Genomic DNA, 25,560 nt, shown 5'->3' with positions numbered 1-25,560 from the left:
ATAATAGCAATTGAGAAAGGATTGTATAATGGATAAAAAAAAACTCACGTTTCTATTAGTATCTTTATCTAGTTTAACAGTAATTCTTGTGGTATTAGGGATAGTTTTTAACAAAACGGAAAGTGAAAAACAGAAGGGGCTTTCCAATCAATATGATGTATCTTCTTTAAATGATATTGCTTATGTAATGTATACAAGTGGGAAACCACAATTATTATTAAGTAATCAAGGGAAGTCAAAAGATACAATATTGGCAGAATATGATGAAGAAACGATCATTCTAGACCCAACCTTTTCAAGTGATGGAACGATCTTAGCTTATATTACTACAAATAAAAATAAGGAAACAGAATTGTTAAGTAAGGTCCATTTTTATGATTTAGAAAAAGAGGTAATAACGGAAGTATTCACTGATTCTTCAACGATAACAGAGATTGAATTTAAGCACGACCAAACGTCCCTTTTTTACCTTCGAGCTGGTACATTTGAAAACTATTCACCAATTACAGGGAAAAGACCACATGATTTTGATGTTTACGAATTTAACCTTACTCAAAAAATAAGTGAACGAAAGACCAATCTTCAGCAGTATTCAATTTATTCGTTAAACGTTGCCGAGAGTGGTGATCGTGTTTACTTAGGTAGAGATGATGATTCAGATGTAGAGACCGCAGAAGATAGTTTCGACGTAAAACAAAGGATTTTTGAAGTTCCTTTGGAGGATTCGGAAGAGACATCTGTTATTTCAGATCCTAACCGTGAAGTCTCTATTTTTAGTTTTACAATTACTCCTGATGAAAACGAACTTATCTTTCAATCCATTAGTAATCCTAATGACGGAGGCATCTTTAAATACGAATTATATAAATATAATCTAGATACAAAAGAAGAGAAACAGCTAACTCATTTTGGCGAATATGTGAGTGATCCTGTTATTAGTAAGGATGGAAGTACTATTTACTTTATGCTGGATAGAAATTTTGCTAAGGGTGATCCCAATTATCAGCTTTATAAAATGAATGTTGATGGAGATCAAATTCAAGAAATAGACCTTCACTAAAGGGAATAGTTTTATTCGTACTTAGGATGGGAAAATTGGAAATGTACAATGTGATCAGTTATTAGATATCCACGGTCATTTACGGAAAATCCAAGCTTATTATATTCAGTTGTCTATTTTTTCTTAGTAATCACCTTGCCGTTATTTAACTCGCACCAGTCTTCTAATTTATCATACATTTCATTTTTGCCGTACTTTTGTGAAAAAGCTTCCTTACTTTCAAATACTTCCATTAAACCATTTTCAATTAATGTTATCATTCGATAAGGGTTTAGTTGGAATACTTTTGACACGGCTATTAATTCACCTATATGGATAATGTGAGAAATATTTTTCATTATTTCATCTCCTTTTGTAGTTAGAGATTTCTTGGTGCTTACAGGTGGCTTCACTATATGTGACCTTGATGGTATTATTTTCAGTTTTAATGATACTATGTGTAATTTCTCTAACTTAATAACGAATATAATAACCATTCTATCCAAGCAGGAATAGTGACAGTTCGTGTTGAAATAATGATTTTATAAGCAGTGTTAAAGGTATGGTGAGTTGGTGTTACTGCTTCTTTTCAATTAGGAGAGTGATGATGTGGGCATTATAATAAGTAAAGTTGGGGCGATTTTTATTCCTGTAAGTAACATAATTAATGCACGAGAATGGTACTGTCATATACTTAATTTAGAACCTAAGTATGAGATAATCGCAGGTCACCTGTGTTGTATTCCGCTTGATAATAATGGATTGAACCTTGTTCTTGACAGTAATATCTATTCTGAGGAAGCTTTATATAAAAATCCTGCTTTTCATTTCAATACGGACGACATACATAACGCATATCAATCACTGAAAGAACGTAACGTGGAATTTGTAACGGAGATAGAGAACGGACATTGGTTTAACTTTAAAGATCCTGATGGTAATTTATTAATGGTTTGTCATTGTTAGAATAGTAATTGTCTATAATGATCCTTTTTTAAGAGACTCGACCCTTCTTCTTCATTAGGTAGGAAGTTATTTGACCATATAACCGATGGAATTAGCCATTAAAATTATGGAAACAGACAATCTATAAATTTTACATAGCAGTATCTAAAAACCGACAAAATTATTGTCGGTTTTCTTGATTCTAGAATAACCTTCAAATAATTTAGACATCCTTTATTACTTCTTTATAAAAACTTTAGAATTCCGCCCATACTGGAGTTTGTATTATATATTAACAAAGGTTCCAGGAGGGATCTTATGAAAGAGTCAATTTCTATTATGTTTACGATTGAATCATGGTTGTATTAGTTCCGGTTGCTCTATTAGGGTTGATTTGGTTGATCAGTTGGACAAAGCGTCAAGAGAGAAGGATAAATTTAGCTCAATATGTTGTTCTTATCTCGTTTGGGATATACTTACTTAGTGTCATTCACCTGGTATTTTTCCCGATTGATGTGAATATTGGTCAATATGCTAATCAAACGCCTTGGTATAAACGATAAACTTTATTCCGATTTTAACCATTGATGTTCAGACGTTTTTATTAAATATAATCATGCTTATTCCCTTTGGGATATACATTCCGTTTCTAGTCAAAAATACAATATCTGTTAAAAGGATTGCTAAACTAGGATTTTTCTTGAGTCTTTCATTTGAATTAGTGCAGTTAATTATTCGAGTGACGTTAGGCAGTGGGAGAAGCACTGATGTTAATGACTTATTAGCGATTACAGCTGGTGCTGTTATTGGTTATCTAATTGTTAGTAAGTTGTTTAAGATTCATCTATTTAGGAATAATTTTCAGAAGTTTCAACTCTAGTTAAAATAAGGAGTTTAATAAAAGTGACTAAAATCTTAATTGTAGATGATGACCGACATATTGGTGAGTTAATCGAGGTGTATTTGAAAAATGAGGGATATTTAATTACAAAAGCCTCAGATGATGTAAAGCTAGAAGAAACAGAAACAACGATCGACATTGAAATCGTCAATTACGGTCGTCAAGCCATACCACCCTCAGACATTCCACATATTTTCGACCGATTTTATCGGGTGGAAAAGTCACGTTCACATTTTACAGGAGGTTCAGGATTAGGACTAGCAATCACCAAAAGCATTATCGAACTCCACGGTGGAACAATTGATGTAATGAGTACACCATGGAGAACTGCTTTTACAATAAAGCTTTTTAAAAAAGTAGTAGATTTGTGAAGGGACTGCAATGGCGTAATGGTATCAAATACAGATTAAAAGTATCTCAATTAAAGGGACTATTAAAGTTGTGTCATGTAAAGAATTAGGAGCTGAAAAATGGAGAATAACGTATTTAACGAGATGGCAAAAAGATATGATACAGAAGAAAGAGTTGAATTATCAAAAGTTATAGTGAAGGAAGTAAAGTCAGTATTACAAAATTCTAAAACAAAATCTTTACTAGACTATGGGAGTGGAACTGGTCTAGTTAGTTTAGAATTATCAAATTTAGTAAATTCTATTTTGTTAGTCGATTCATCAAAGCAAATGTTGGAGGTGGCTGAAGCTAAAATTTTTCAAAAAGGAATTACCAACTCAAAAGTGCTTTATTCAGATTTCACTCAAGAAACTCCAGCGCTTAAGGCAGACATCGTTTTAGTATCACTAGTCCTTCTTCATATCCCGGATACTAATCACATTTTACAAGGACTGTTTGATATCTTAAATAATGGTGGCAAGCTAATTATTATTGATTTTGACAAAAACGATAAAATATATCATCCGAAAGTTCATAACGGTTTTTCACATGAAGATATGGAAAAAAGATTATCCGAAGTTGGTTTCAAATCCATTGAAACTAAGACATTCTATCATGGTAATAGTATTTTCATGAAGCAAGATGCTTCAATGTTTATATGCACTGGTATAAAGGGATTTCTTACATATCATGGTTCATATTTAAAATGAACCAATCATGTGGGATGTGACCCGTTCGCTTGAGAGAGAGAAAATACGAAATAACACGCCTTTTAGAGATGCAATTAGCACGCTAACTCGCATCTCTTTTTTTCGTTGTTATATCCACGTTTTATATGTGGTTTTAGGGGCATTAGCATAGGATTAGCACACTAATTAACACAGAAAATAGCAGGGTACATTAATTTTTGTACGTCTGCTAAATGAGCCGCTAGTTGGGGTGTTGAAAATGATTATGAAAAAAATTATAATGTGATTCGCTTTAATTATTTACGAGAATATTATGAACATATGCTATTCCTATAGATAAGCATATTCAACTAACATCAGTTATGTGGGTGGGATAAGCAAGTCGGGGATGAAGTAGACATATACTGCACAGTAAATAGAAATAGAGGGAAAAATTTCCCTTAATTCATAAATGGCATGTAAAATAACGTAAATAGAGGGAAAAATTTCCCCTATTGACTAGTAATACTTGAAAATAGGTATTTTTGCTTTATATAAGGGAAAAAACTCCCCCTATTCTGCTCAAAACCAGCTCTAATCTGCAATTAACGGAAAAATCTCCTCCTATTTATTTATCACTAGGTAAGGACATGACTCTTATTTAAAGAAAATAGGGTGAAAGCGGGTATTTGTATTGCTAATTAACCTGCTGATTAACGTTTTCTCCCTCTCAACCGAACGGGTTATGTAGGATGCGAATGGTTCTTTTCACTTGTTTGAGAACTTTCTGTTGGTGTTTATTTCTTAGATGTTTTGAAACGAATCCAGAAGCTAAGAAAGAAAGTGTTAAAATAGTGAAAGTAGCTTAAGACGGATATAATTGTAACGTCTATTTTAATCCAAAACCTACTAACAATGAAGCAAGCCCCTTTATTAACCCCCTTAAAAATGGTAAAATTTTCTTGTTTAGGGGGTGTAGTATGAAACCATTTAGTGTATGGTCCATAGGCTTCATAGTATTAGGACTACTTGTATTCTGTTAAATTGGATTAATAATAATTATGTTGAACAGATTGCTCTTTTAGGGATCCTTTTTTTAGTAGTGGGAATGGTGTTAAGTTTTATAGCGATAGCTAAACAAGAAGAAGGAAGTTTGAAATTCATTTCCCTGAGCTCCTTTTTCATCGTTTTGTTTTTAATCACGTGGTTTGAATCATTCGAGTTCGTTCGTATATTGGCCTGGCTAAAAAGTAGTAGTTGACTTATTGTGAAAATTGTTAGCGCGAATAAGATTTAAGGCAATGAGTAAGCCCGGAAGCACGTTGATAGCTATATTAAATGAATAATAAAATTATAATGTTGAAAAAATACGTTAATCCCAAAAAAAGGGTTAACGTATTTTTTGTAGAAGTTATTGAAATAAGGACATGGATTGTTGGTAATTAAGATAGTTGAGAATGTTTTTATATATAGAGTTATATTGGTTGTGTAAAAGCAAAATTTTATTTTACATCGTGATATAACTAGGTTGAAGTGAATATAGGAGGAAACTAATATGACAAAGATAGATATGGCACTGTCACTAGAAGAGCGTGAAGAATTAGTAACTGTATTGAAAGCACGTTTTGAGAAAAATATGAACCGCCATAAAGATCTTGATTGGGCAAAAGTTCAATCGAAGCTAGATGCTTATACCGATAAGCTATGGTCACTTAACGAAATGGAAAGAACTGGCGGTGAACCAGATGTTGTTGGTTATGATCAAAAGACGGACGTATTCATTTTTTATGATTGTTCTCCGGAAAGTCCTAAAGGTCGCAGAAGTGTTTGTTATGACCGTGAGGCACTAGAGTCAAGGAAAAAATTCAAACCTGAAAATAATGTGATTGATATCGCTAGGAACATGGGTATTGAGCTTTTAACGGAAGAACAATACCGTGAGCTACAGACACTTGGAAAGTTCGATATGAAAACATCAAGTTGGGTGCAAACACCTGCAAATATTAGAAAACTTGGTGGGGCGATCTTTTGTGACCGTCGATATGACACTATCTTTATGTACCACAATGGAGCAGACTCCTATTATGCAGCCAGGGGTTTTCGTGGCTCACTAAGAGTCTAAATTTTACTGATTTTTCATTGTTTTAGTCTGATATCTAGATTGATGTATAGCAATATTCATGAGAACATTTACATAATTATTTCAAAAGGAGATAACAAAATGTCAAATGTGGAATTGAGAAAAGAATATGAAGCTTATCTTTTTGTGCATTTTATACATGAAAAAGAGGGTAGCGATAACTCAGAGCAAGTCTATTTTTCCGTTAGTCAGGATGGGATACGATGGGAAACTCTCAATGAAAAGAAACCAATATTGAAATCGAAATTGGGAGATTTAGGGGTAAGAGATCCATTTATTATCCGTTCTCCAAAGGAAAATAAATTTTATTTAATAGGCACAGATTTATCTATGCATTATCGTAAGGATTGGGATGAAGTGCAAAAGTCGGGAAGTCAGCATATTGTGGTTTGGGAGTCTGATGATTTGGTTAACTGGTCAGCACAACGATTAATTAAAGTTGGACCGAAATCCGCTGGCTGTGTTTGGGCCCCAGAGGCCATTTATGATAAAGAAGCTGATGACTTTTTAGTATTCTGGGCATCAAGAGAGAACTTTGGTGCTGAAAAACATAGAATCTATTTTTCTAAAACGAAGGATTTTGTGAATTTTACTGAACCTAAAGTATATATTGATCGGGAAAATCATGTGATTGACACGACGATTATTGAAGAAGACGGCAAATATTTTCGTTTTTCAAAAGACGAGACCGTAAAGAGTATTACCGTAGAAGTTTCAGACACTTTACTTGGAGAATTCACTCCACTGGATACAAACCTCAAAGATATAATTGGAGTTGAAGGCCCTGCCTGTTTTAAACTAAAAGGTGAAGATAAATGGTGCTTATTGCTAGATCATTATCAAAGTGAGAAAAAATATATTCCTTACTATACAACGGACTTAAAAACAGCACAATTCACAAAAATTAAAGAAGGTTTAGATATACCTGTTAATTCAAAGCACGGTGGTGTTATGCCAATTACTTTGAATGAGTATAACGCGTTAGTAAAAGCATATGGAGAAAGTAGTAATTAGTTTTTTTGTATGCAAATATAGTTGTTTTAAGCAAAAACTATAATATTTTAACCCTTAGCGACTAAATATCTATAATGTGCCCGACTAAGAGCAACGATCTTTATATACATAGGTTAAGTATAGCTTCAATCAGGAAAAGCATAATACAGGATAGGCAATAAAACTTCCATATAAGATTACAATTGCGGGATTTAAAATAGGAGGTCTGCTGCTTATGATAATGTATCATGGTTCAATAAGGGAATTTGAACAATTCACTAAAGAAATGGTCGTTCAGAATTTTAGTAACGATATTAATACGATTGGATTTTGGTTTACTTCTGACATCCAGTCAGCAAAACCGTATGCAAAAGGAACCGAAACGGTTTTCCAAAAATCAGAAACAGAGTTTTGGGAGGATGGAGAACCTAAGGTAGTTGAATGTGACAAAGAAGTTAATGGTTTTATCTACAAAGTGTATATGGATGATCCAAATCTCAAGGAATATCAATCATATGATTTGTTTATGAGTGAACGTGACAATTATTGTGATTATTTTGGTGCGAAAAACAAAAGCCTTACGTGGAAGGATCAAGCCATCCTATTAAATAAAGAAGAAGCCAATTCAAAACTTCGCAAAAATTTAATTAAGCAAGGATACGAAGGTTTTGTCATACGAAACACCAAGCAAGATAATGATGTAACTGACCTGTACTGCATTTTTTCTGAGGATTCTATCCATATTGCAAATGTCGTGTCTGTAGATGTTTTGCAGTAAAACAGTTGAATAATTATTTATATAGGAATGATTGAAAACTTGGAAATATCCAGTCTGAAAAGCAGGCTGGCAATTATAAAAATAAAATGGCTCAGTTCACTTGCTGAGCCATTTTGAATACCACTTCTGGACAAAACAGGCTTATACCCAAACATAAAAAAGCAAACCACCCGGACCCAGATGAGGGAATCAGAATGGATTGATAAATAAGCGGAGAAATTTCTCTTAATTAGCAAATAGCACATATAATAGCCTAATTAGACGGAGAAATTCCACCTATTGACTCCAAAACGTGAAATCTAGGTAATTTTGCTTCGGTTAGTGGAAAAAACTCCGCTTATTTACCCTAAATGAAGTTCTATTTGCATTTTAACCGGAAAAACTCCGTCTATTTTTAAATTCTAAATAAGACCAATGTCCCCCTACAAATTAAGGGACATTTCCCTATTGGCTTTACACTAATATTCCTCGATTTCCCAGGAGTGCTTAAATTCTACAGCTCCTTTAAGAGTTTGAGCAACAGGGCAATATCGTTCAAAAACTGACAAGGCTCTTTCGGCAGCCTCTTTTTTCCCAATAGGAACTTTGACATTATAATGACAGCTTATTTTCGTTATTTTTAATACGCCTTCAGGAGCTTCTATAGTGCCCTGAACCTTTGCTCTAACATTATTTGTGGTTGGAATTTTACGCGCCTCCAGCGCGCCAGATAGGGTACCAACTAGTCAGCCTCCAGCTGCAGATACGATATGATCTAAGGTTGAAGGAAATTCAATATCAGGTTCTACCCCATAAAATTTTTTTACGCCTCCATGCACACCATATACTACTGGTTCATCAAATCCTTTAATATTTGCTTGACGGATTTTGTTGGCTGTATCTTTTTGTAATATAGTTATTTCCGTTAATTCAATAGGTTCACTCAACTAAATCACCTCCTTAAGTATAGGATAAAGAATAGATCTAAACAAATGCAATAATTTTAACTTTCTTCCTATTTGTATCTTGTCCACTATAATGACCATCACTATTCGTTTATTAAAAAATGAATTATTCTCCTAAATAGGCTGACAAGTAGATTGAATGTATTAAATATAGATATGTTACTTTAGACTAAGTTAGAATCTATTATAAATGAACTTTCTTTAGAAAATATTATGGCATAGGGTTTACTTGTTGATTTCCCAACACTAAAATATGTAACAGAGTTACTAGTGAGACGTTAAATAATTGTCTGATGAAAAAACGAAAAAGATACGGATTTAATTATAGATTACGGGAGTTGCAAGGTTAGAAAATGAAGATATATAAGTTAAAGAATAATTTTAATGGATTTAAAAAGGGAACACAATTCTATTTAATTGTGGAATCTGAATTTATAGGTGTAAAAGAGTTTGTTCTAAGAACTAAAGACTTATCGGTAAGAATATCAATTAATGAAAGGGAATTGAGTGAAAACTTCGTACTATTTAATAATAATTCTTTTTAATCAGTTCCATCTTTCATTATATACAAGGTGTTACTTTTAGATGAAATGGCGCTTATTTAAGATTAATTAACTATGTAAACTGAAATTATGCAAGTAAGGAGTGAATAATTATTAAGAAAATAGTCTTGTGTTGTATATTTCTAATATTTTCCTTTACTTCATCCGTTCAAGGATTAAGTTGGGCATATCCTTTTGTTGTGTGGGATGGAAAGGTGTATGAAGTAAAAGAGGAAACGGTGGCAGCCAGTGACATTGGTGACAGAATCGGAGAAGTAAAAACCTACCCTAATGACATGACTGGAAATTACTATGGAAATGCGTCAAATGCTTATCCTAAAGGTACAAAATATTTTGAGATAATTAATCTACCAATTGAAACTGCAATTGCTGTTGAAGTACGAGCAAATCAGTGGAAAAAAGCAGAATACGTTCAGGAAGCACCTTTTCATTGGATGAATGTACTTATAAAGCTCTTACCTTTTCTATTGATAGCAATCTCATTAGGTATACTAGTGATGATGAAAAGACGAAAAACAATGGAGAAATAATAAACATGGATGGTTACCTAAGCTTGGAGTTTGGTACTGGACTAATTGCATGGAATTAGTCTCATGGTATATCATAATTTCCAATTAAGTAAACTATCCAATACATATTAATAAAAAAGCCTATACCAACGAACTTAATAATCGAAGATACAGGCAAATCTTTAATGTGATTAGCTGTTTCTAATGATGATCCTAGTTAATATAACTAATCTTGCATTGACCCTGCCTCACGAGAAGTCATTGAACCTAGTCCTTCGCTTACATCTTTTTGAATGTCTTGCTTCACTTTTTGTGGATCAGTGCCCGCAAAGCCTGGCTTCATTATAGAACTATTGTTTTCTTTTGCTGGTTGTTGTTGACGCATATAAATTCCTCCTCATTCTGTAGGTAAGCAAGCTTATTGTTTACAAAAGACTGTTTTCTTAACCTTTTTTGTTTTTCGAACCAAAGTATCACATAATTAACTAGTTCACTCATAAATGTGTTTACAAGAACGAAAAAGTATTGTGAAACTTCTATTAAGTTATGACGTACATTCTAATAGGTACCGTAATGTTAGGAGGGAAAAGCTTTGGGTGACCTCATTTTATATTTTATATTCTTGATTCCTTTATATGCAGTGCTAATATGGACCTATTTTTGCCCAGAAGAAAGTATGCTATTCGGACAAAGATGGATGTATAAAGATGAACCTGAGTATTCAGAGACCGCAATTCGTTATACGAAATTTGCAGCAAGTGCAGCTGTCTTCGGTATAACTATGTTTCTATCATTTTTCATTATTGAGAACTACTTGATAAGACTAGTAATCATATTAGGATTCTTGTTTTATGTGTTTTATGGTGTTTATAAGTTAATACAACAGTACCTGGACTCTTAAGAGAAGAGAGGTCTTTACTTTAAAGACAGGTATTATTAAAAACTTTATTATGGGTTTGAAACCAAATGCATTTCCTTAAATAGGAATGCTTTTTTGTATAGTTAAAAGTAATTTCATTAAAAGTATCTCAGTTATCAATATTTTTTTATTGTAAAACGATAAAAGTGTTGGTAAAATCAATTTATAAAAATAAATTAGTGAGGTGCTTTTTATGAAACATGGAACAACACTCTTTTTAAGGCTAGCTGTTATTCTTATTGGACTTCCAATTCTTGCTTTATGCATATTTGTGGTACCAGAAATAGGTAACTTTGCAGCAGAATTGTATCCAGATGTTGCTTATATGAAATTTCTTGTTTTAATTCTTTTTTATGGAGCGTCAATACCTTTTTACTTTGCACTGTATCAAGCGTTTAAACTTTTAAGCTATATTGACAACAATCATGCTTTCTCTGATTTATCTGTTAAAGCTTTAAAAACTATAAAAGCCTGTGCAATCTTAATCAGTAGCATCTTTACAATAGGAATGCCACTCTTTTATTTTGTTGCTGAGAGAGATGATGCTCCTGGAATCATTTTTATCGGGTTGATCCTTATTTTTGCTTCAATGGTGATTGCAGTTTTTGCTGCTGTTCTCCAACGACTTTTACAAGAAGCGATTAACATAAAATCTGAAAATGATTTAACGGTCTGAGGTGATAACAATGGCAATTATAATCAATATTGATGTGATGTTAGCAAAAAGGAAAATGAGCGTAACAGAACTCTCAGAGAGGGTTGGAATCACCATGGCTAACCTTTCTATACTAAAAAATGGAAAAGCAAAAGCGGTTCGACTATCAACTCTAGAAGCGATTTGTAAGGCTTTAGAATGTCAGCCTGGCGATCTTTTAGAATACCGAAGTGAAGAAGATATCTAAAATTAAAAGGTATTTAACATTCTAAAGAAAAAAGCTTGGGGGCAAAATCATGAGATCACTAAAACAGTTCGGTCGTTTTGGTTATGAGCAGGCTATGTCATGTTTGTTTCCTGTCGTTATTTTTGCGTCTTTGGCAGTTACACAAATCCTTCCACTTCCTCTGCTGCCACGGTATGACTGGCTGCTTATAATTTGCCTGTTAATGCAGTGGCTGATGGTTCGATCAGGTCTTGAAACACGGGATGAACTAAAGGTGATTACCTTGTTCCACCTTATCGGTCTGGCCCTCGAGCTTTTTAAGGTTCAGATGGGCTCCTGGTCTTATCCCGAGGAATCATATTTTAAACTATTTGGAGTGCCTTTATATAGTGGATTCATGTACGCAAGTGTAGCGAGTTATTTGTGCCAGGCGTGGCGGCGGTTCAATGTGGATTTGGTTAAGTGGCCACCTTTTGTTATTGTTGTGCCTCTAGCATCTGCGATTTATTTGAATTTTTTCACTCACCATTATTGGTTTGATTTTCGTTGGTGGTTATCTGGACTTGTGATAATCGTCTTTTGGCAATCATGGGTCACATATGAGGTTGCCGGAACTCGATACCGAATGCCACTCGTATTTTCTTTTATTCTTATTGGATTTTTTATATGGATAGCAGAGAATATCGCTACCTTCTTTGGGGCTTGGGAGTATCCAAACCAAACCGACGCATGGAGTCTTGTTCATCTAGGAAAGGTGAGCTCATGGCTTTTATTAGTAATCGTCAGTTTTCTAATCGTGGCGACATTAAAGCTGGTTAAAGGGAAAAGTAATAATCGAGTAGATATCCATGCAAAAACGAATATGTAGCACTAGTGAATGAAAAGTTTTCAGTTCATATACAATTATCTTGCGAAAAGTTTTAAAATAAGCGGAAATATTCCGGTTAGACGGCTGAATAGAGCTTCCGTTCGGGGGATATAGGCGGAGGTTTTCCGGTTAAGCAAAGCAAAATGACCCATATTGACGTATTTTTAAGTCAATAGTCGGAATTTTTCGGTCTATTTAAGCTATTTGCACTGTTATTTTGTAATTAAGAGAAATTTCTCCGCTTATTTATTAAACCATGCTTTTCCCTCTTCCGGGTCCCTGAGGGTTCCCACCTTTATGCTTGTTAGTTCAACAGGCAACCAAAAATAGCTCAGTTCAAAGTGAACTGAGCCGTTTTATTTTTTGTATGGCAATATTTAATAGGTTACAAACCTTTAAAACTAGCACTTAGGAAAGTAGCAAGTACCTACAATGATTAGTAAGATAAACAACACAACAATTAAGACAAAGGAATCGTTACGAGGTGCAGGACAAGCATATCCATAGGTAGGAGCAGTATATCCATAGCTAGGGGCAACATATGTTGGTTGTGGCGGAACATTAGCTCCTAATACAGGTGCAGCGTTCACGTTTTCTCCCATAAAAGGTGCCGCGTTTACATTAGCTCCCATATAAGGGGCCATATTAACATTATCCATTTTTCAGATCTTCCCTTCAATATAATGTATATTCACTACATTATACTCACCTATAGTCATTTTGCCCCTTTGCAACAAGAAAATGGGTATATATCACATCCACACTATCGGCTAATGTGTTTTTGTAGATAAGCAAGATAGTGGAGGAGTGCGATAGAGCTTTTATTATGATGTGATACAATAGGTATTTTTTTATAAGTAACGTGACCTCTTTGGGTAGTGGATAATCCAGATATATGCCCAAAGGAAGGATTTGTCACTAATCTTGTTAGATAAGCAGATTGTTTACTTTCTGGGCGCCGTTGCTTATTCAGAAATTCTACAATCTCATCAGCTGTATTTATTCCAATTCCATGGCCAAAATATTTGCTGTTATCCAGTAAGACAGCGTTTTCGCCCCTGTACCAAGAGGTCGATGGATTAACATCGGGATTCATGAAATAAACAACATCTCCAGGGAGAAAATGATCTGAATTATACGTGTAAATCCCAAGATCGTAATCAGCATGCCAACTATATAAGTAAATATTTTTAAAGAAAGTGTTAAAAAGAGGTTTTCCAATACTTTTTAATACGGCATGGTAAAAGATGATCATACAAGCTGTTGCACATTCAAATGAGTACTTTGAGCTACTTTGATAAATATCTAAAATACCATCAGAAGGATTTACGTTAGGCTTTAATAAGAAGCCACCTGCTGTTGTTAATTGCCAGAAGGTAGTATTACAATGTGCATATTGAAAGGTTGTAAACGTTGCTTTACTACTATTCATGAGCAGTGCGCTATCGATTATGTTTTTTCGCAGGGTGATTTCAAACAATAGTTCTCGAATGGAAGGATAACTATATAAGGTTGGAGTGTCTTGCATTCTTTGAATGATCGCTTTCTCGGTGCTTCCAACAGTTAATTCGTTAGGTTGAAGAGGCATTCCTGATACTTGTATCATGAAGTTCTCCCTTCTTTAGAATAGTTTTGTTCTAAGCATATTCCGGGTAGTGTTTAAAGATGTTAATTAATCAAATCGTGAGGAGGTCGAGGAATAAGATGCGATTGTACTCTCATTAAAAAAACCTACCAATGAAAAAACAGTCAAATTTCATTAGTAGGCTATAAGCAATTATTGGTCGTAAGACACGTGTGTTTATTATCGAAGAAAGACGATTGTACTCGTTGAAGAAGAAAAACGAGATACAATGTGAATACCTGGAACACATCAAATTCCTCGTTATTTTAGTAACGATTCTGCCCCATCAATAAAAATTTCTGTTCCTGTTATGTGGGAAGATAAGTCAGAAGCTAGAAATGTCACTAAATCAGCTACTTGCTCCGATTTCCCTGGTCCATGTTCCAAAGGTTGATCACCTTCAGGATATATAATGGGAATTTCAATGTCTTCTACATCAGGGGAATGGTGGATAGATTGTTGAATGTTTGTTTTGATGGCACCTGGGCAAATCGCATTAACCCGAATTTTATAAGAAGCAAGCTCTAATGCTGCCATTTTCATAAACGCAAGTTGCCCTGCTTTAGATGTACTATAAGCGGTAAAACCAGCTTGTGAGAAAATGCGACTTCCACTTACAGAGCTAGTGATAATGACGCTACCTCCATTTTCTTTCAGAAAAGGTATCGAATTTTTCACTGTTAAAAACGTCCCCGTAAGATTTGTGTTAATTGTGCGTACCCAATCTTCCTCTTGCATGGTTTCAATCGGCGCCATTTCACCAACTATACCAGCATTTGCAAATATTATATCAACTCTTCCCCAATGATTCATTGCTGCTTCAATTCCCTGTTTGATATCTTGTTCTGAGTTAATATCGCATTTCTTTGCTAGCGCCTTGCCCCCATTTGCCTGAATTTCTTCTTTCACTTTTTTTACATGTTCAATATCAATATCTAGAAGACATACTTTTACACCTTCATTCACTAAACGAAACGCGGCTGCACGACCCAATCCTGAGCCACCACCTGTAATTATAGCTACTTTATCCTTCAGGTTATGATTGTTTAACATATTAGATCCCTTCTAATTTAGATAGTACTATTATAGTTAACATGAATTATGTATCATAAACGTTTGTATTACAGCCCGATGCAGTTGAAGGGGGGGACATTCTATTTTTTGTGGAAGTCGTTTTCTTTTTCAAAATAAAAAGGGATTCGGTGAAATAAATCGAATATCTTTTTTATCTAACAAACCTTATCAATCGTTAAAAAGGAGAAATTAGCTTGGCTGAATTTAGAATCACAGAAAATAACCACACATTTTATGGATATGAATTTGGTGACAGAAACCTCCCAACTTTAGTTTGTCTTCATGGGATGACAGGAGATTCAAATAGTTTTTTAGGACTTAAAAATTTTCTTACGAAAGACTTTCACCTTATCTTATTGGATCTTCCGGGACATGGTAATACAGAAGTACTTTCCACAGACGAAGAGTATACGTTTTCTTCGGTCGCACAAAGGATTGATAAAGTAATAAACACGAAAGTTAAAACACCTTTTTACATCATGGGACATTCTTGGGGAGCAGATCTTGCGCTAAACTATACAAAGTTATTTCCTGATAAAGTAATAGGAGTGATTTTGATTGATGGGGGTTATCTGTTTCCTGAACAGGTGGATGGAATGACAGAAGAAAAAGCCTTAATAGATTGGGAAGAATATATAAAATCCAGTAAGTATAACTCATGGAATGAAGTCGTGAAAACATATCAAGAATACACCACAAAGGAATGGGACAATAATCTTGATTCTATCATCCACTCTAACTTTAAAAAGATCGGTGAAAAATATGTGCTAAGAGCTGATTGTTTAAGCCTTTTAGCAACTATAAAAGCTTTTTTCCAGGAGCCTTGTTCAACAACATATGAAAGCATTAAGTGTCCTGTATTGTTGTTTCATGCAACGATTCCAGAGACGGATTTATCAAGAAATAAAGGAATCCAACAAATACAAAAAAAGATTAATGACCTAAAAATTGTTGGTATCGCAAATACAAAACATAACGTTCATTGGGACAACCCAAAAGCAGTTACAGAAGAATTGCTATTATGGAAAAAAACAAAAGGATCTGTCTTATCAACATAATAAAAGGAAGTGAAGATTTTGATTAAATATAAATGCCTCCATCATGTAAGTCTTACTATTACTAACTTGGAAAGGGCGAAAGATTTTTATGGGAAGATTTTATGTTTAAAAGAAATTCCCCGACCTGATTTTGATTTTCCAGGTGCTTGGTATGAAGTAGAGGGACAGCAACTTCACCTAATCGTCGATCCCTCTTCACAGACCATTCGCCAGGATAAAAGGTTATCAAGTAGAGAAGGCCACTTTGCCTTAAGGGTTGATAAGTACTATGATACTCTGAAGTGGCTAAAGCAAAATCAAGTTGAAACTTTAGAGAAACCACATGGGAAAAGTGGATTCGCACAAATTTTCTGTGCCGACCCGGATGGAAATTTAATAGAATTAAATGTTGATCAAAAAGATCTTTAAGTCATAAGCTACCATTTCTGGTGGCTTATCTTATTTAAAAAGATGTCAGGAGATCGGAAATGAAAAGATGGATACTAGTTTGTTCAATGCTCTTACTCTTTATGACAATACTTGGCTGTTCTTCTAACCAATCTAAGGGGGCAGAATATTATGTGCTTGTTGTTGAAGGGGAAAAGAATATTAGTGAAGAGTTTGGTAAGTTTGCAGGAAATGAATATCCAGTAGTGGAGGTAGAATATCTCACAAGTTTGGATAGCGTCAATAAAAAATATCCAAGATATGAAATTAAAAAAGCACCAGCGATACTTATTTTTGAAACGAATGGTGAATTGAAAAAGCTCCAGTTAAAAACATATGATGTTGCCGAGGCAACCGACTTTTTATCAGAGACAAAATGATCGTTTGTTATTGTTGTAGCCAATATTTTATTTAGTTAAGAAAGCCAAAGTAGCAAGATCTGTTTGAGGCTTGGACTTCATGCTACTTTGAGTGTTTTTAACAGTTCAATCAGTGATAACCAAGCCAATTAATGAGGCAAATTGAATTGCTTGGAAGGTTGATACTTTACAGCCCTTAAGATCTGCTAAAGATACAGTCAGTGACTCAAAATTAGAATTACTAATATCAATTCCTTTAAGTGATGTTTTTTCAAAGTTTGCACTGTTAATATCACATTGTTTAAAATCAACGGTCTTAAAGATACAATCATAAAAATCTGCATGAACTAAAGAATTTTCATGAAGTTTCACTTTTTCGAGTTTTGAATTACCGAATGTAGCTAAGTTCATTAAGGATTGGTTGAACTCAACATGACCGAAACGGGATTCTGTAAAATCAACACCTAGTAATTTGCAATTTTTAAAAACGGCCCTATGAATAGAAGAATGACTTAAATTACAATTAGAGAAGTCGCAATTATCAAAAATAACATCCGTAATATCGATATTACTAAAGTTAGTCTCATTAAACTTGCAATTTTTAATAACCATTCTAGATAATCTCGTTCTATAAAGCACTTCATTAATAAAAGAGGAATCATTAATTAAACATAATTCAAGCTCTGGGTCTTCCTCATATAAAATATCTTGGAAATTCTTTGAAGGTAAATCATTTGGTATTTTTGGCGAATCAATTTTCATATAACAACCTCTTTCAGCACTAAAATAGCTTAATTTGATAAAGGAGTAAACCTCTTTAACTTTACACTAGTCATTTTAAGGAATTATTAATTTTATAAAAAGACTATATTTTAATTGATTTTTGTGTGCAATGAGTAAGACTAGAACAATTCAGATGAAGAATAAGGCGATTTTGGTTTAGTAGATTGATAATATCGTATACAAGTGTATACAATTAAAGCTATATTGCGTGTATGCGTTTGTATACAGAGAGTGTGTAATAATGACAACTGAAGATTGATCCTTTAAGTAAAAGAGCAATCTCTAAATAAGAAGGGAAATGAAGATTATGAAGCAAATTAATAGTTACATTGATTCAGTATTTAGTAATCAAGATGCACTTTTGGAGGAAGTCCTTTTATCAATAACAGAAAATGGCATGCGGTCGATTTCTGTATCTCCTTCCTCAGGAAAGCTGCTTACTATGCTTGTATCGATGTCAGGGGCAAAACGGGTATTGGAAATTGGGGCTCTTGGAGGTTATAGTGGAATTTGTTTAGCAAGAGGGTTCGGGAGAGAAGGTAAATTAACTTCACTTGAGTTAGAAGAAAATTATGCGAAACTAGCACATAGTAATCTTTTTAAAGCCGGTTTTGGTGAACAAGTATCCTATATTACTGGACCAGCTTTACAAAGTCTTGAAAAATTAGTTAATGAAAATCAGAGTTTTGACTTTTTCTTTATTGATGCTGATAAAGAAAATTATCAAAACTACCTAAACTACTGTATAAGACTAGCGGAAGCGGGTGCCTTAATCGTGACTGATAACGTACTTGCAGGTGGGAGTGTAGCAGATGAGACAGTTAGTCCTAAAAAATATACAGAGATCATGAAAAAATTCAATGAGACGGTAGCAAATCATCCTCAATTAGAGTCACTACTTATTCCGATTGGAGATGGAATGACTATATCAAAAGTAAACAAATAAGATAGAATTCGCTATAAAGGGTGGGATAAAATTGCTGGTAGGTCGAATTTTATACATATTAGGGTTAATTTTTGCTTCTTTTAGCCTGTTACTATTAATTATGACTCTGTTCAATAACGGTGCTGATATGCTAATACCTGCATTCGGATTACTTAATGGTTTCATAGCAATGGGTGTCGGTGATTTAGTCATTGATTTAAATCATAAAAAAAGGTTGGAATCGAAAAGTCAAAGTAAAGTGTAAGGCTAAATAACAATGACTAAGTAAAAGACAGGGTGATTCTTCAATAACGAAGGATCACTTTATTGAAAAGATAAGAATGTACTATTTTTGTTGTTAGCTCCGGGCCCCATCGGCTCAAGATCATCATTCAGTAGCTTCGGAAGGTATAGGAAATCATAAGCGGAGAAATTCCCTTTAATGTAACTAGCGGGGCTTAAGAAGCAGATATAAGGGTAGAAATTCCCGTTAACTTCACTAATATATGATTAAATCTAAAGATTAGGTTGATATAAGCGCAAAACTCCCGTTATTTTTAGGGAAATGTTGATATTTCCCAGTTTAAGCGGAATTTTTCCCTTTAAGATGTCAAATGTAGGAGGTCTAAAATTGTAGGTTACATAATAATGTATTATAATAGTATTATGTAACCTTGGGGAGCGATGTGAAAAGTGGAGCATGTAGATCCTATTCGTGATATTAGTAAAATAAATGAGATAAAGAAAATATTAAAAGAACAATCGTCTAGGGACTATTTGTTATTTGTTCTAGGAATTAATACAGGCTTAAAAATCACCGAAATGTTAAATCTAAATGTGAGCAATATTCAAAACGAAGATGGTTCAATTAAGACATTTCTAAAAACAACAAATAATCGGTCAGAAGTATTTATTAACCGAAAAGTGAAAGCCGCAATTTTAACTTACCTCTCTAAAACAGCTCTTAAACAAAATGATTACCTGTTTAAATCCTCTAAAACAAATCAACCAATCACAAGACAACAAGCATATAGAATTATTAATAACGCTGCAAAAACAGTGGGGATAGAGGAAAAGATTGGGACGAATTCTTTACGCAAAACATTTGGATATCATGCTTATAAAAAGGGTGTTGCAGTTTCGATACTTCAAAGATTCTTCAATCATTCTACACCTTCAGAAACAAAGCAATATTTAGGTGTGAAGCAAGAAGAGATAAAACCTGAGATCGATGTCAATTTATAGGGAGGGGAACTCATGCTAGATATTGATTATTTTATTTTATTAGCAGCTACACTACTAATTGTTGGGGTTGTCACTACAAAATTTTCAACGCGATTAGGTGTTCCAGCCCTAGTACTATTTATTGCGGTTGGGATGATTTTTGGAAGTGACGGACTAGGTGTCATTCACTTTGAAAATCAGAATCTTGCACAGTTGATTGGTGTTATAGCACTTATAATTATCTTGTTTGAAGGTGGTCTGCAAACAAAATGGAAGACCGTAAAAGCAGTCCTTGTTCCATCTTTATCATTAGCTACGCTAGGAGTTGTTATTACAACATCCATTGTTGCGATAGCTGCAAAACTGATTTTTGATGTCCCATGGTATGCTGCCTTTTTATTCGGCTCCATTGTTGGTTCCACCGATGCTGCCGCTGTTTTCGCAGTACTGAAGGGTCAAAATATTAAAGCGAGGTTAGGGGCGACACTAGAGGCAGAATCGGGTACAAATGATCCGATGGCAGTTTTTTTAACCATTACATTTATTCAACTTCTAACTACTAGTGAAAGCAATGCCTTTCTTCTAATTTTATCTTTCTTTTGGCAAATGGGGATTGGTTTACTATTAGGACTTCTTTTTGGGAAAATTGCTACATTTGGGATAAACAGGATCAATTTAGATTCAAGTGGTCTCTATCCAGTATTCGCCTTAGCATTTGCATTGCTTACGTATAGTGTGACTGCTTTATTTAATGCAAGTGGTTTACTTGCTGTTTATGTTGCTGCATTATTAATTGGAAACAAGGAATTAACCTATCGTCATTCAATTTTCCGTTTTAACGAAGGATTTGCTTGGATGATGCAGATATTGATGTTTGTGATTTTAGGATTATTGGTATTTCCAAGTCAGCTATTTACATTAGATGTAATTAGTAAGGGAGTATTACTAGCGATTATCTTAATCGTTGTTGCTAGACCGCTTGCTGTGTACTTATCAACCATTAAAATGGGGTATACCAACCGAGAAAAACTTTTTCTATCTTGGGCAGGGTTAAGAGGAGCAGTACCAATTGTATTGGCCACTTTCCCAATGATCGCAGGGCTTCCAGATAGTCAGATTTTCTTTAATGTCGTTTTCTTCGTTGTGTTAACTTCAGCCTTAATCCAAGGATCAACCATTTCTATCATGGCTCGAAAGCTTGGACTAACTGGACCTGTGAAGCCACAGCCGATGCATACGTTAGAACTAGTATCGATTGGAAAAGCAAATGCAGAAATTATTGAATATGAAGTCGTTGAAAAATCATCTATTATTAATAAAAAGATTGTCGACATTGATTTTCCTACTACAATTTTAATCAATGCAATTATTAGATCTGAAAAACTAATAACACCTAAAGGAAATACAGTTCTAAGAGAAGGAGATATTTTATATATTTTAACTCCTCGTACTAGCATAGATAAATTAGTTAAGATATTAGAGGAAAATGAAGAAGAAGAAATAATGAAAGTTAACAACTCATAAGATGGATCTTATTTATATTGTTAAAACCCTCTATTGCTAGAGGGTTTTATATTTATTGTAAGAACGATTGACCAGGTTCCATTTTTCCTGCACCTTGCATTAATCGCATGTCTAATGGTGGAGTTCCATGGATATAGTTTGGAGCTGGAGCAAGTTGCGGCTTTTGTCCCATAGCTTTAGGGTTTTGGATGTACTCAAAGTTAGCTTGTCCGTCTAACGATGGTCCATTTGCCCATCGACCTGTACTACTTTCTTCACCTTGAGAATAGTTCATGAAGGAGTAGGAAACTTCCTGCTTTTCGTATTCTTGATTAAATGAACTTGGTACGACAGCACCTTGTGTTTGTTCTAGTTCTTCAATTGCAGCCATCCATTGATTTTGATGCATTGTATCTCTAGCGATTAGAAATGATAACATATCTCTTACGCCAGGATCGGTTGTCATTTCATATAAACGACAAACCTGAAGTCTTCCTTGAGACTCAGCATTCAAATTAGCACGGAAATCTGCTAATAAATTCCCACTTGCGATCGTGTAGCGAGCTGTCCACGGGAAACCAACACTATCATTTGGTTGTGCACCAAGACCATTAACAATCGCGTGTTGAGGATTCATTCCACCTAATACGGCTTGAACTGCTGGATCTTGTGCACCTTGTTCTTGATCTCCTGCAGGTGCTCCATCTAATAGCTGAGCAATCATCGTAGCAATCATTTCGACATGGGCTATTTCTTCAGTAGCGATATCAAGAATCATATCTCTATATTTACTCTCGGCTCTACAATTCCAGCCTTGAAAAAGGTATTGCATCATAACAGACATTTCACCATATTGCCCACCAAGGATTTCTTGTAGTTTTTTAGCATATACTGGATCCGGATTTGATGGTTTTGCATTATATTGAAGTTCTTTCACATGATAGAACATTAAATAACCCGCCCCTTTCATATACAAATATCTTTCTTAACTACTTTTTCTCAAACAGCTTTGTTTTATAAAAATTATTCCTTCCATAACTGGTACTTCATGGACTAATAGACATTTTTCTTAATCTTACGGCATAAAAAAGGACTTAGAGAAAAAATAAAAAAGATGCGGCAAAACTCCGCATCTTTTCTAAATTAATGAAAGTAAGAAACCACCAATCGCTCCAGTAACCACAATTATCCACGGAGGCAGCTTCCAGAAAACTAACATGCTAAATAAAATGGCAGCAAAGGCAAAATCACCAACTGATAATATCGAATTCGTCCAAATAGGATGATATAATGCTGCAATTAGGATTCCGACAACTGCGGCATTAACACCCATTAATGCACCCTTAATCTTTGGATTGCGGCGTAATGAATTCCAAAATGGCAATGTTCCTAAAATTAAAAGAAAAGCAGGTAAGAAAATTGCAAATGTGGCAAGCAGTCCTCCTTGCCAGCCATTAATGACAGCACCGATATAAGCAGCAAATGTAAATAATGGTCCAGGTACGGCTTGTGCTGCACCATAACCAGAGAGAAATTCTTCTTCAGTTAGCCAGCCTGTTGGAACAAATTCTCGCTCAAGAAGTGGTAAGACAACATGTCCTCCCCCAAATACTAATGCCCCCGAACGGTAGAAGCTATCAAACATGGCAATCCAACTTATATTAGTTGCTTCCCTCAATAGAGGCAGCGCAATTAATAAACAGAAGAAAAGGCTTAAACAGATCACAGCAAATCGTCGTGAAATGGGAAACTTCACATCTTCTGAGTGATCGTCTATCGTATGGTGCCTATAAATAAGAAAACCCACAAAACCAGCCAATAAAATGACTCCTACCTGAGTAAATACTGTTTGCCACAGTAAGGTGACGACAATTGCAAATAAAGCAATTGTTTTTCTTTTCACATCAGGAGTCAAATTCTTTGCCATTCCTAGGATTGCATGAGCGACAACCACAACAGCTACAATTTTTAGGCCACGTATCCAGCCAGCATCTGTTAAACCATAGTTATTAAGTAATACCGCAAAAATAATGAGGGCTATCACTGAAGGGAGTGTAAATCCTAAAAATGAAACAATCCCTCCTAAAACACCAGCACGCATTACTCCGATTCCAATTCCCACCTGACTACTTGCTGGACCTGGTAGAAACTGACACAGTGCAACTAAATCAGCATAACTCTTTTCATCCATCCAGTTTCTTCTACGTATATATTCTTCATGAAAATACCCTAAATGCGCAACAGGGCCTCCAAATGAAGAAAGTCCAAGTCTGGTAGAGACCAGTAAAATTTCTAATAAGGCCTTTAGCTTGTTCTCTTTCAAATTTGTTATGGTAATCATCCCCTTTGGTTATGTAGTAATCTCATAATTCCCCATAGTTTTTGTTCTCTTCCTTTAAAAAATCAGTGCAAAGTTTGCGGTTGATGGAAAACTATCCAGTAAAGAAAGAGTGTCCTTTGCATAATAAACAATATGTATCTGTATACATTCATAAATATGTTTTGTAAAAATCAATATCATAGGTGTTAAATTCGACCTTTATTAAAGGTAACAAAGTGGAGAACCATAAGCAATTCACTCATCTCAATATTAATATAGATTTTATAATTTAAAAAGTATAAGGGTCTCCCGGCATACAAGGGAAATAATAAATTCATTATGTAATAAAAGCTGAATGGATATTGAAATTAGAAATACAATAAAAAGAGTGTAGAGATCGCTAAAGGTAAATACATACCAAACCAACGAAGAATATATTTAGACAGTCCATTATAAACGTGTAATCAAGACTATCTAAAAGCATTGTGTTGTGAAAGGATGAAAAATATGACTTATCTTTTTTTGTTAATTGGTTTTGCTCTTCTAATAAAAGGGGCAGACTTTTTCGTGGAAGGATCATCAAAAATTGCAAGAGCTCTAAATGTTTCCCCATTATTAATCGGCTTAACGATTGTTGCTTTTGGAACAAGCTCACCAGAAGCTACTGTAAGTATAGTTGCAGCCCTTGAGGATAATGCAGGAGTAGCAATAGGGAACGTGGTTGGTAGTAATATATTCAATATTACTTTTGTTGTCGGGCTTACAGCTTTAATTAATCCATTAAAAGTAGAAAGTGTAACTATCCGAAAAGAAATCCCTTTTACGTTGTTAGCAAGTGTCGCTTTACTAGTATTGATTAGTGATGTTAGTCTTCAAATGTTAGGTGCTAACTTCATTACTAGAAGTGACGGATTCATTTTCTTACTTTTCTTTGCAATCTTTTTATATTATATATTTGAGGTTGCAAGACAAGATAGGGAAAAAGGTTTAGCTAACAAGAATAATGATTCTACAAAGGTAGAGAATGTCTCATGGGGTAAGAATATTTTGTTTACTCTTGGAGGATTGGCGGCCATTATTTTTGGTGGAGATGTTGTTGTCGACAATGCGACTAAGATCGCATATTCCTTTGGAATGAGTGAGACACTAGTTGGATTAACGATTGTTGCAGTAGGTACATCACTGCCAGAATTAATTACCTCAATAACAGCTGCCATTAAAAAAGAGAGTGAAATAGCACTTGGAAATATTGTCGGAAGTAATATATTTAACATTTTATTTGTACTTGGTACAGCATCAATTATCTCACCTCTTGCAGTTGATAGTAAAATATTCACGGATGTATTACTTATGATCGCTTTAACTATAACAATACTTATATTTTCTCGAACGAATCATAAGATTGGCAAGATTGAAGGTGTAATTCTTGCAATTGCATATATTATTTATATGGTTTTCATTATTATTAGAAATTAATTAGAAAGCTACATTTTAAAAGGGTACGCTTTCTATCAAAAACATTAAAAATGTAAGTCAAAATGAGTGCCATTTTTTAGATAAGATTGGCACTCATTTTTTATTGATGTAAAACTATTTGGGTGGGAATAACATAATAGAAATTTCTATAGGGATAGGGAAATTGTCTTCAATAGCTGTCGTCCTCCCCACCTTTCACCTCCAAGATCTTACGAAAATTTAAAAATAAACGGAGATTTTCCGCTTAGAC

At 34.4% G+C, this 25,560-nt stretch carries 30 protein-coding genes and 2 pseudogenes; 22 read left to right on the top strand and 10 right to left on the bottom strand.

Annotation, left to right across the window (positions count from 1 at the left end):
- Positions 1 to 28 precede the first annotated feature (28 nt).
- On the top strand, positions 29 to 1,060 hold the full coding sequence (locus BK579_RS21795; protein WP_078549181.1) for a TolB-like translocation protein: 1,032 nt from the start codon (positions 29 to 31) through the stop codon (positions 1,058 to 1,060).
- Positions 1,061 to 1,173: 113 nt separating this feature from the next.
- Here BK579_RS21795 and BK579_RS21790 read toward each other — a convergent pair whose 3' ends face one another.
- Entirely contained in the window at positions 1,174 to 1,398 is a 225-nt protein-coding gene (locus tag BK579_RS21790) for a hypothetical protein (RefSeq protein ID WP_078549179.1), read from the bottom strand.
- A gap of 250 nt (positions 1,399 to 1,648) precedes the next feature.
- On the opposite strand from BK579_RS21790, the gene BK579_RS21785 reads away from it, so the two are divergent.
- The 8 genes and pseudogenes from BK579_RS21785 (at position 1,649) to BK579_RS21750 (ending at position 7,854) form a co-directional block, all read left to right on the top strand.
- Complete coding sequence (locus tag BK579_RS21785; RefSeq protein WP_078549177.1) at positions 1,649 to 2,005, top strand: VOC family protein; 357 nt, start codon at positions 1,649 to 1,651, stop codon at positions 2,003 to 2,005.
- A 335-nt stretch (positions 2,006 to 2,340) separates the two neighbouring features.
- Positions 2,341 to 2,547 carry a hypothetical protein gene (locus tag BK579_RS26550; protein ID WP_235848507.1) on the top strand — a complete coding sequence of 69 codons (207 nt, stop codon included), beginning with the start codon at positions 2,341 to 2,343 and terminating at the stop codon, positions 2,545 to 2,547.
- Positions 2,548 to 2,600: 53 nt separating this feature from the next.
- Complete coding sequence (locus tag BK579_RS26545) at positions 2,601 to 2,864, top strand: VanZ family protein (RefSeq protein WP_235848506.1); 264 nt, start codon at positions 2,601 to 2,603, stop codon at positions 2,862 to 2,864.
- Positions 2,865 to 2,986: 122 nt separating this feature from the next.
- Positions 2,987 to 3,256, top strand: a pseudogene (locus BK579_RS21775) (ATP-binding protein); the annotation flags it as partial.
- A gap of 99 nt (positions 3,257 to 3,355) precedes the next feature.
- The gene (locus BK579_RS21770) at positions 3,356 to 3,985 is read left to right on the top strand and encodes a class I SAM-dependent methyltransferase (protein WP_078549173.1); all 630 of its coding nucleotides are present in this window, start codon (positions 3,356 to 3,358) and stop codon (positions 3,983 to 3,985) included.
- Positions 3,986 to 5,498: 1,513 nt separating this feature from the next.
- Positions 5,499 to 6,065, top strand: a complete 567-nt coding sequence (locus tag BK579_RS21760) for a DUF4256 domain-containing protein (RefSeq protein ID WP_078549171.1) — start codon at positions 5,499 to 5,501, stop codon at positions 6,063 to 6,065.
- 99 nt (positions 6,066 to 6,164) lie between these two features.
- Positions 6,165 to 7,097 (top strand): glycoside hydrolase family 43 protein, encoded by a 933-nt coding sequence (locus BK579_RS21755; RefSeq protein ID WP_078549169.1) that lies wholly within the window; start codon positions 6,165 to 6,167, stop codon positions 7,095 to 7,097.
- A gap of 214 nt (positions 7,098 to 7,311) precedes the next feature.
- Positions 7,312 to 7,854 carry a hypothetical protein gene (locus tag BK579_RS21750; RefSeq protein WP_078549167.1) on the top strand — a complete coding sequence of 181 codons (543 nt, stop codon included), beginning with the start codon at positions 7,312 to 7,314 and terminating at the stop codon, positions 7,852 to 7,854.
- Positions 7,855 to 8,312: 458 nt separating this feature from the next.
- On the opposite strand, the pseudogene BK579_RS27130 reads toward BK579_RS21750, so the two are convergent.
- A pseudogene (locus tag BK579_RS27130) lies at positions 8,313 to 8,558 on the bottom strand (OsmC family protein); the annotation flags it as partial.
- Between the two features lie 21 nt (positions 8,559 to 8,579).
- A complete protein-coding gene (locus BK579_RS21740) occupies positions 8,580 to 8,780 on the bottom strand; it encodes a hypothetical protein (RefSeq protein ID WP_078549163.1) in 201 nt (66 codons plus the stop codon).
- 775 nt (positions 8,781 to 9,555) lie between these two features.
- Between BK579_RS21740 and BK579_RS21730 the strand changes: the two genes are divergently transcribed.
- Complete coding sequence (locus tag BK579_RS21730; protein ID WP_235848505.1) at positions 9,556 to 9,891, top strand: cytochrome c-type biogenesis protein; 336 nt, start codon at positions 9,556 to 9,558, stop codon at positions 9,889 to 9,891.
- A gap of 205 nt (positions 9,892 to 10,096) precedes the next feature.
- Here BK579_RS21730 and BK579_RS25870 read toward each other — a convergent pair whose 3' ends face one another.
- Complete coding sequence (locus BK579_RS25870; RefSeq protein ID WP_169891219.1) at positions 10,097 to 10,255, bottom strand: hypothetical protein; 159 nt, start codon at positions 10,253 to 10,255, stop codon at positions 10,097 to 10,099.
- A 207-nt stretch (positions 10,256 to 10,462) separates the two neighbouring features.
- Here BK579_RS25870 and BK579_RS26170 point away from each other — a divergent pair, with 207 nt between their 5' ends.
- The 4 genes from BK579_RS26170 (at position 10,463) to BK579_RS21710 (ending at position 12,538) form a co-directional block, all read left to right on the top strand.
- On the top strand, positions 10,463 to 10,771 hold the full coding sequence (locus BK579_RS26170) for a DUF6199 family natural product biosynthesis protein (RefSeq protein WP_204524749.1): 309 nt from the start codon (positions 10,463 to 10,465) through the stop codon (positions 10,769 to 10,771).
- 211 nt (positions 10,772 to 10,982) lie between these two features.
- Complete coding sequence (locus BK579_RS21720) at positions 10,983 to 11,465, top strand: DUF2975 domain-containing protein (protein WP_078549157.1); 483 nt, start codon at positions 10,983 to 10,985, stop codon at positions 11,463 to 11,465.
- 10 nt (positions 11,466 to 11,475) lie between these two features.
- A complete protein-coding gene (locus BK579_RS21715; RefSeq protein WP_078549155.1) occupies positions 11,476 to 11,691 on the top strand; it encodes a helix-turn-helix domain-containing protein in 216 nt (71 codons plus the stop codon).
- Between the two features lie 49 nt (positions 11,692 to 11,740).
- On the top strand, positions 11,741 to 12,538 hold the full coding sequence (locus BK579_RS21710) for a DUF817 domain-containing protein (RefSeq protein WP_078549153.1): 798 nt from the start codon (positions 11,741 to 11,743) through the stop codon (positions 12,536 to 12,538).
- A 401-nt stretch (positions 12,539 to 12,939) separates the two neighbouring features.
- Here BK579_RS21710 and BK579_RS21705 read toward each other — a convergent pair whose 3' ends face one another.
- The 3 genes from BK579_RS21705 to BK579_RS21695 form a co-directional block, all read right to left on the bottom strand.
- Positions 12,940 to 13,197, bottom strand: coding sequence for a YjcZ family sporulation protein (locus tag BK579_RS21705; protein ID WP_078549151.1), 258 nt, complete (start codon positions 13,195 to 13,197; stop codon positions 12,940 to 12,942).
- A gap of 104 nt (positions 13,198 to 13,301) precedes the next feature.
- The gene (locus BK579_RS21700; RefSeq protein WP_078549149.1) at positions 13,302 to 14,144 is read right to left on the bottom strand and encodes a protein-glutamine gamma-glutamyltransferase; all 843 of its coding nucleotides are present in this window, start codon (positions 14,142 to 14,144) and stop codon (positions 13,302 to 13,304) included.
- A gap of 279 nt (positions 14,145 to 14,423) precedes the next feature.
- Positions 14,424 to 15,215, bottom strand: a complete 792-nt coding sequence (locus tag BK579_RS21695; RefSeq protein ID WP_078549147.1) for an SDR family oxidoreductase — start codon at positions 15,213 to 15,215, stop codon at positions 14,424 to 14,426.
- A 215-nt stretch (positions 15,216 to 15,430) separates the two neighbouring features.
- Here BK579_RS21695 and BK579_RS21690 point away from each other — a divergent pair, with 215 nt between their 5' ends.
- Genes BK579_RS21690 through BK579_RS21680 form a run of 3 tightly spaced genes read left to right on the top strand, consistent with a single transcriptional unit; the run spans position 15,431 to position 17,100 of the window.
- Positions 15,431 to 16,294 (top strand): alpha/beta fold hydrolase, encoded by an 864-nt coding sequence (locus BK579_RS21690; protein ID WP_078549145.1) that lies wholly within the window; start codon positions 15,431 to 15,433, stop codon positions 16,292 to 16,294.
- Between the two features lie 18 nt (positions 16,295 to 16,312).
- Positions 16,313 to 16,702 (top strand): VOC family protein, encoded by a 390-nt coding sequence (locus BK579_RS21685; RefSeq protein WP_078549143.1) that lies wholly within the window; start codon positions 16,313 to 16,315, stop codon positions 16,700 to 16,702.
- A gap of 59 nt (positions 16,703 to 16,761) precedes the next feature.
- Complete coding sequence (locus tag BK579_RS21680; protein ID WP_078549141.1) at positions 16,762 to 17,100, top strand: hypothetical protein; 339 nt, start codon at positions 16,762 to 16,764, stop codon at positions 17,098 to 17,100.
- 105 nt (positions 17,101 to 17,205) lie between these two features.
- On the opposite strand, the gene BK579_RS21675 is transcribed toward BK579_RS21680, so the two are convergent.
- Positions 17,206 to 17,841, bottom strand: a complete 636-nt coding sequence (locus tag BK579_RS21675; RefSeq protein ID WP_078549139.1) for a pentapeptide repeat-containing protein — start codon at positions 17,839 to 17,841, stop codon at positions 17,206 to 17,208.
- A gap of 328 nt (positions 17,842 to 18,169) precedes the next feature.
- On the opposite strand from BK579_RS21675, the gene BK579_RS21670 reads away from it, so the two are divergent.
- From BK579_RS21670 to BK579_RS21655, 4 genes are all read left to right on the top strand, one after another.
- Complete coding sequence (locus BK579_RS21670) at positions 18,170 to 18,808, top strand: O-methyltransferase (RefSeq protein WP_078550761.1); 639 nt, start codon at positions 18,170 to 18,172, stop codon at positions 18,806 to 18,808.
- A 31-nt stretch (positions 18,809 to 18,839) separates the two neighbouring features.
- The gene (locus tag BK579_RS21665; protein WP_078549137.1) at positions 18,840 to 19,052 is read left to right on the top strand and encodes a hypothetical protein; all 213 of its coding nucleotides are present in this window, start codon (positions 18,840 to 18,842) and stop codon (positions 19,050 to 19,052) included.
- Between the two features lie 428 nt (positions 19,053 to 19,480).
- Positions 19,481 to 20,032, top strand: coding sequence for a tyrosine-type recombinase/integrase (locus BK579_RS21660; protein WP_078549135.1), 552 nt, complete (start codon positions 19,481 to 19,483; stop codon positions 20,030 to 20,032).
- 12 nt (positions 20,033 to 20,044) lie between these two features.
- Positions 20,045 to 21,535 carry a potassium/proton antiporter gene (locus tag BK579_RS21655; RefSeq protein WP_078549133.1) on the top strand — a complete coding sequence of 497 codons (1,491 nt, stop codon included), beginning with the start codon at positions 20,045 to 20,047 and terminating at the stop codon, positions 21,533 to 21,535.
- A gap of 52 nt (positions 21,536 to 21,587) precedes the next feature.
- Here the strand turns inward: BK579_RS21655 and BK579_RS21650 are convergent, their stop codons facing one another.
- On the bottom strand, positions 21,588 to 22,463 hold the full coding sequence (locus BK579_RS21650; protein ID WP_078549131.1) for a manganese catalase: 876 nt from the start codon (positions 22,461 to 22,463) through the stop codon (positions 21,588 to 21,590).
- Between the two features lie 189 nt (positions 22,464 to 22,652).
- Positions 22,653 to 23,855, bottom strand: a complete 1,203-nt coding sequence (locus BK579_RS21645) for a chromate transporter (protein WP_078549129.1) — start codon at positions 23,853 to 23,855, stop codon at positions 22,653 to 22,655.
- A 486-nt stretch (positions 23,856 to 24,341) separates the two neighbouring features.
- Here BK579_RS21645 and BK579_RS21640 point away from each other — a divergent pair, with 486 nt between their 5' ends.
- Positions 24,342 to 25,310, top strand: coding sequence for a calcium/sodium antiporter (locus BK579_RS21640; protein WP_078549128.1), 969 nt, complete (start codon positions 24,342 to 24,344; stop codon positions 25,308 to 25,310).
- Positions 25,311 to 25,560 lie beyond the last annotated feature (250 nt).

This window comes from Litchfieldia alkalitelluris (genome assembly GCF_002019645.1).
Taxonomy (GTDB): Bacteria; Bacillota; Bacilli; order Bacillales; family Bacillaceae_L; genus Litchfieldia; species Litchfieldia alkalitelluris.
This window is presented reverse-complemented; position numbering and strand designations above follow the sequence as displayed.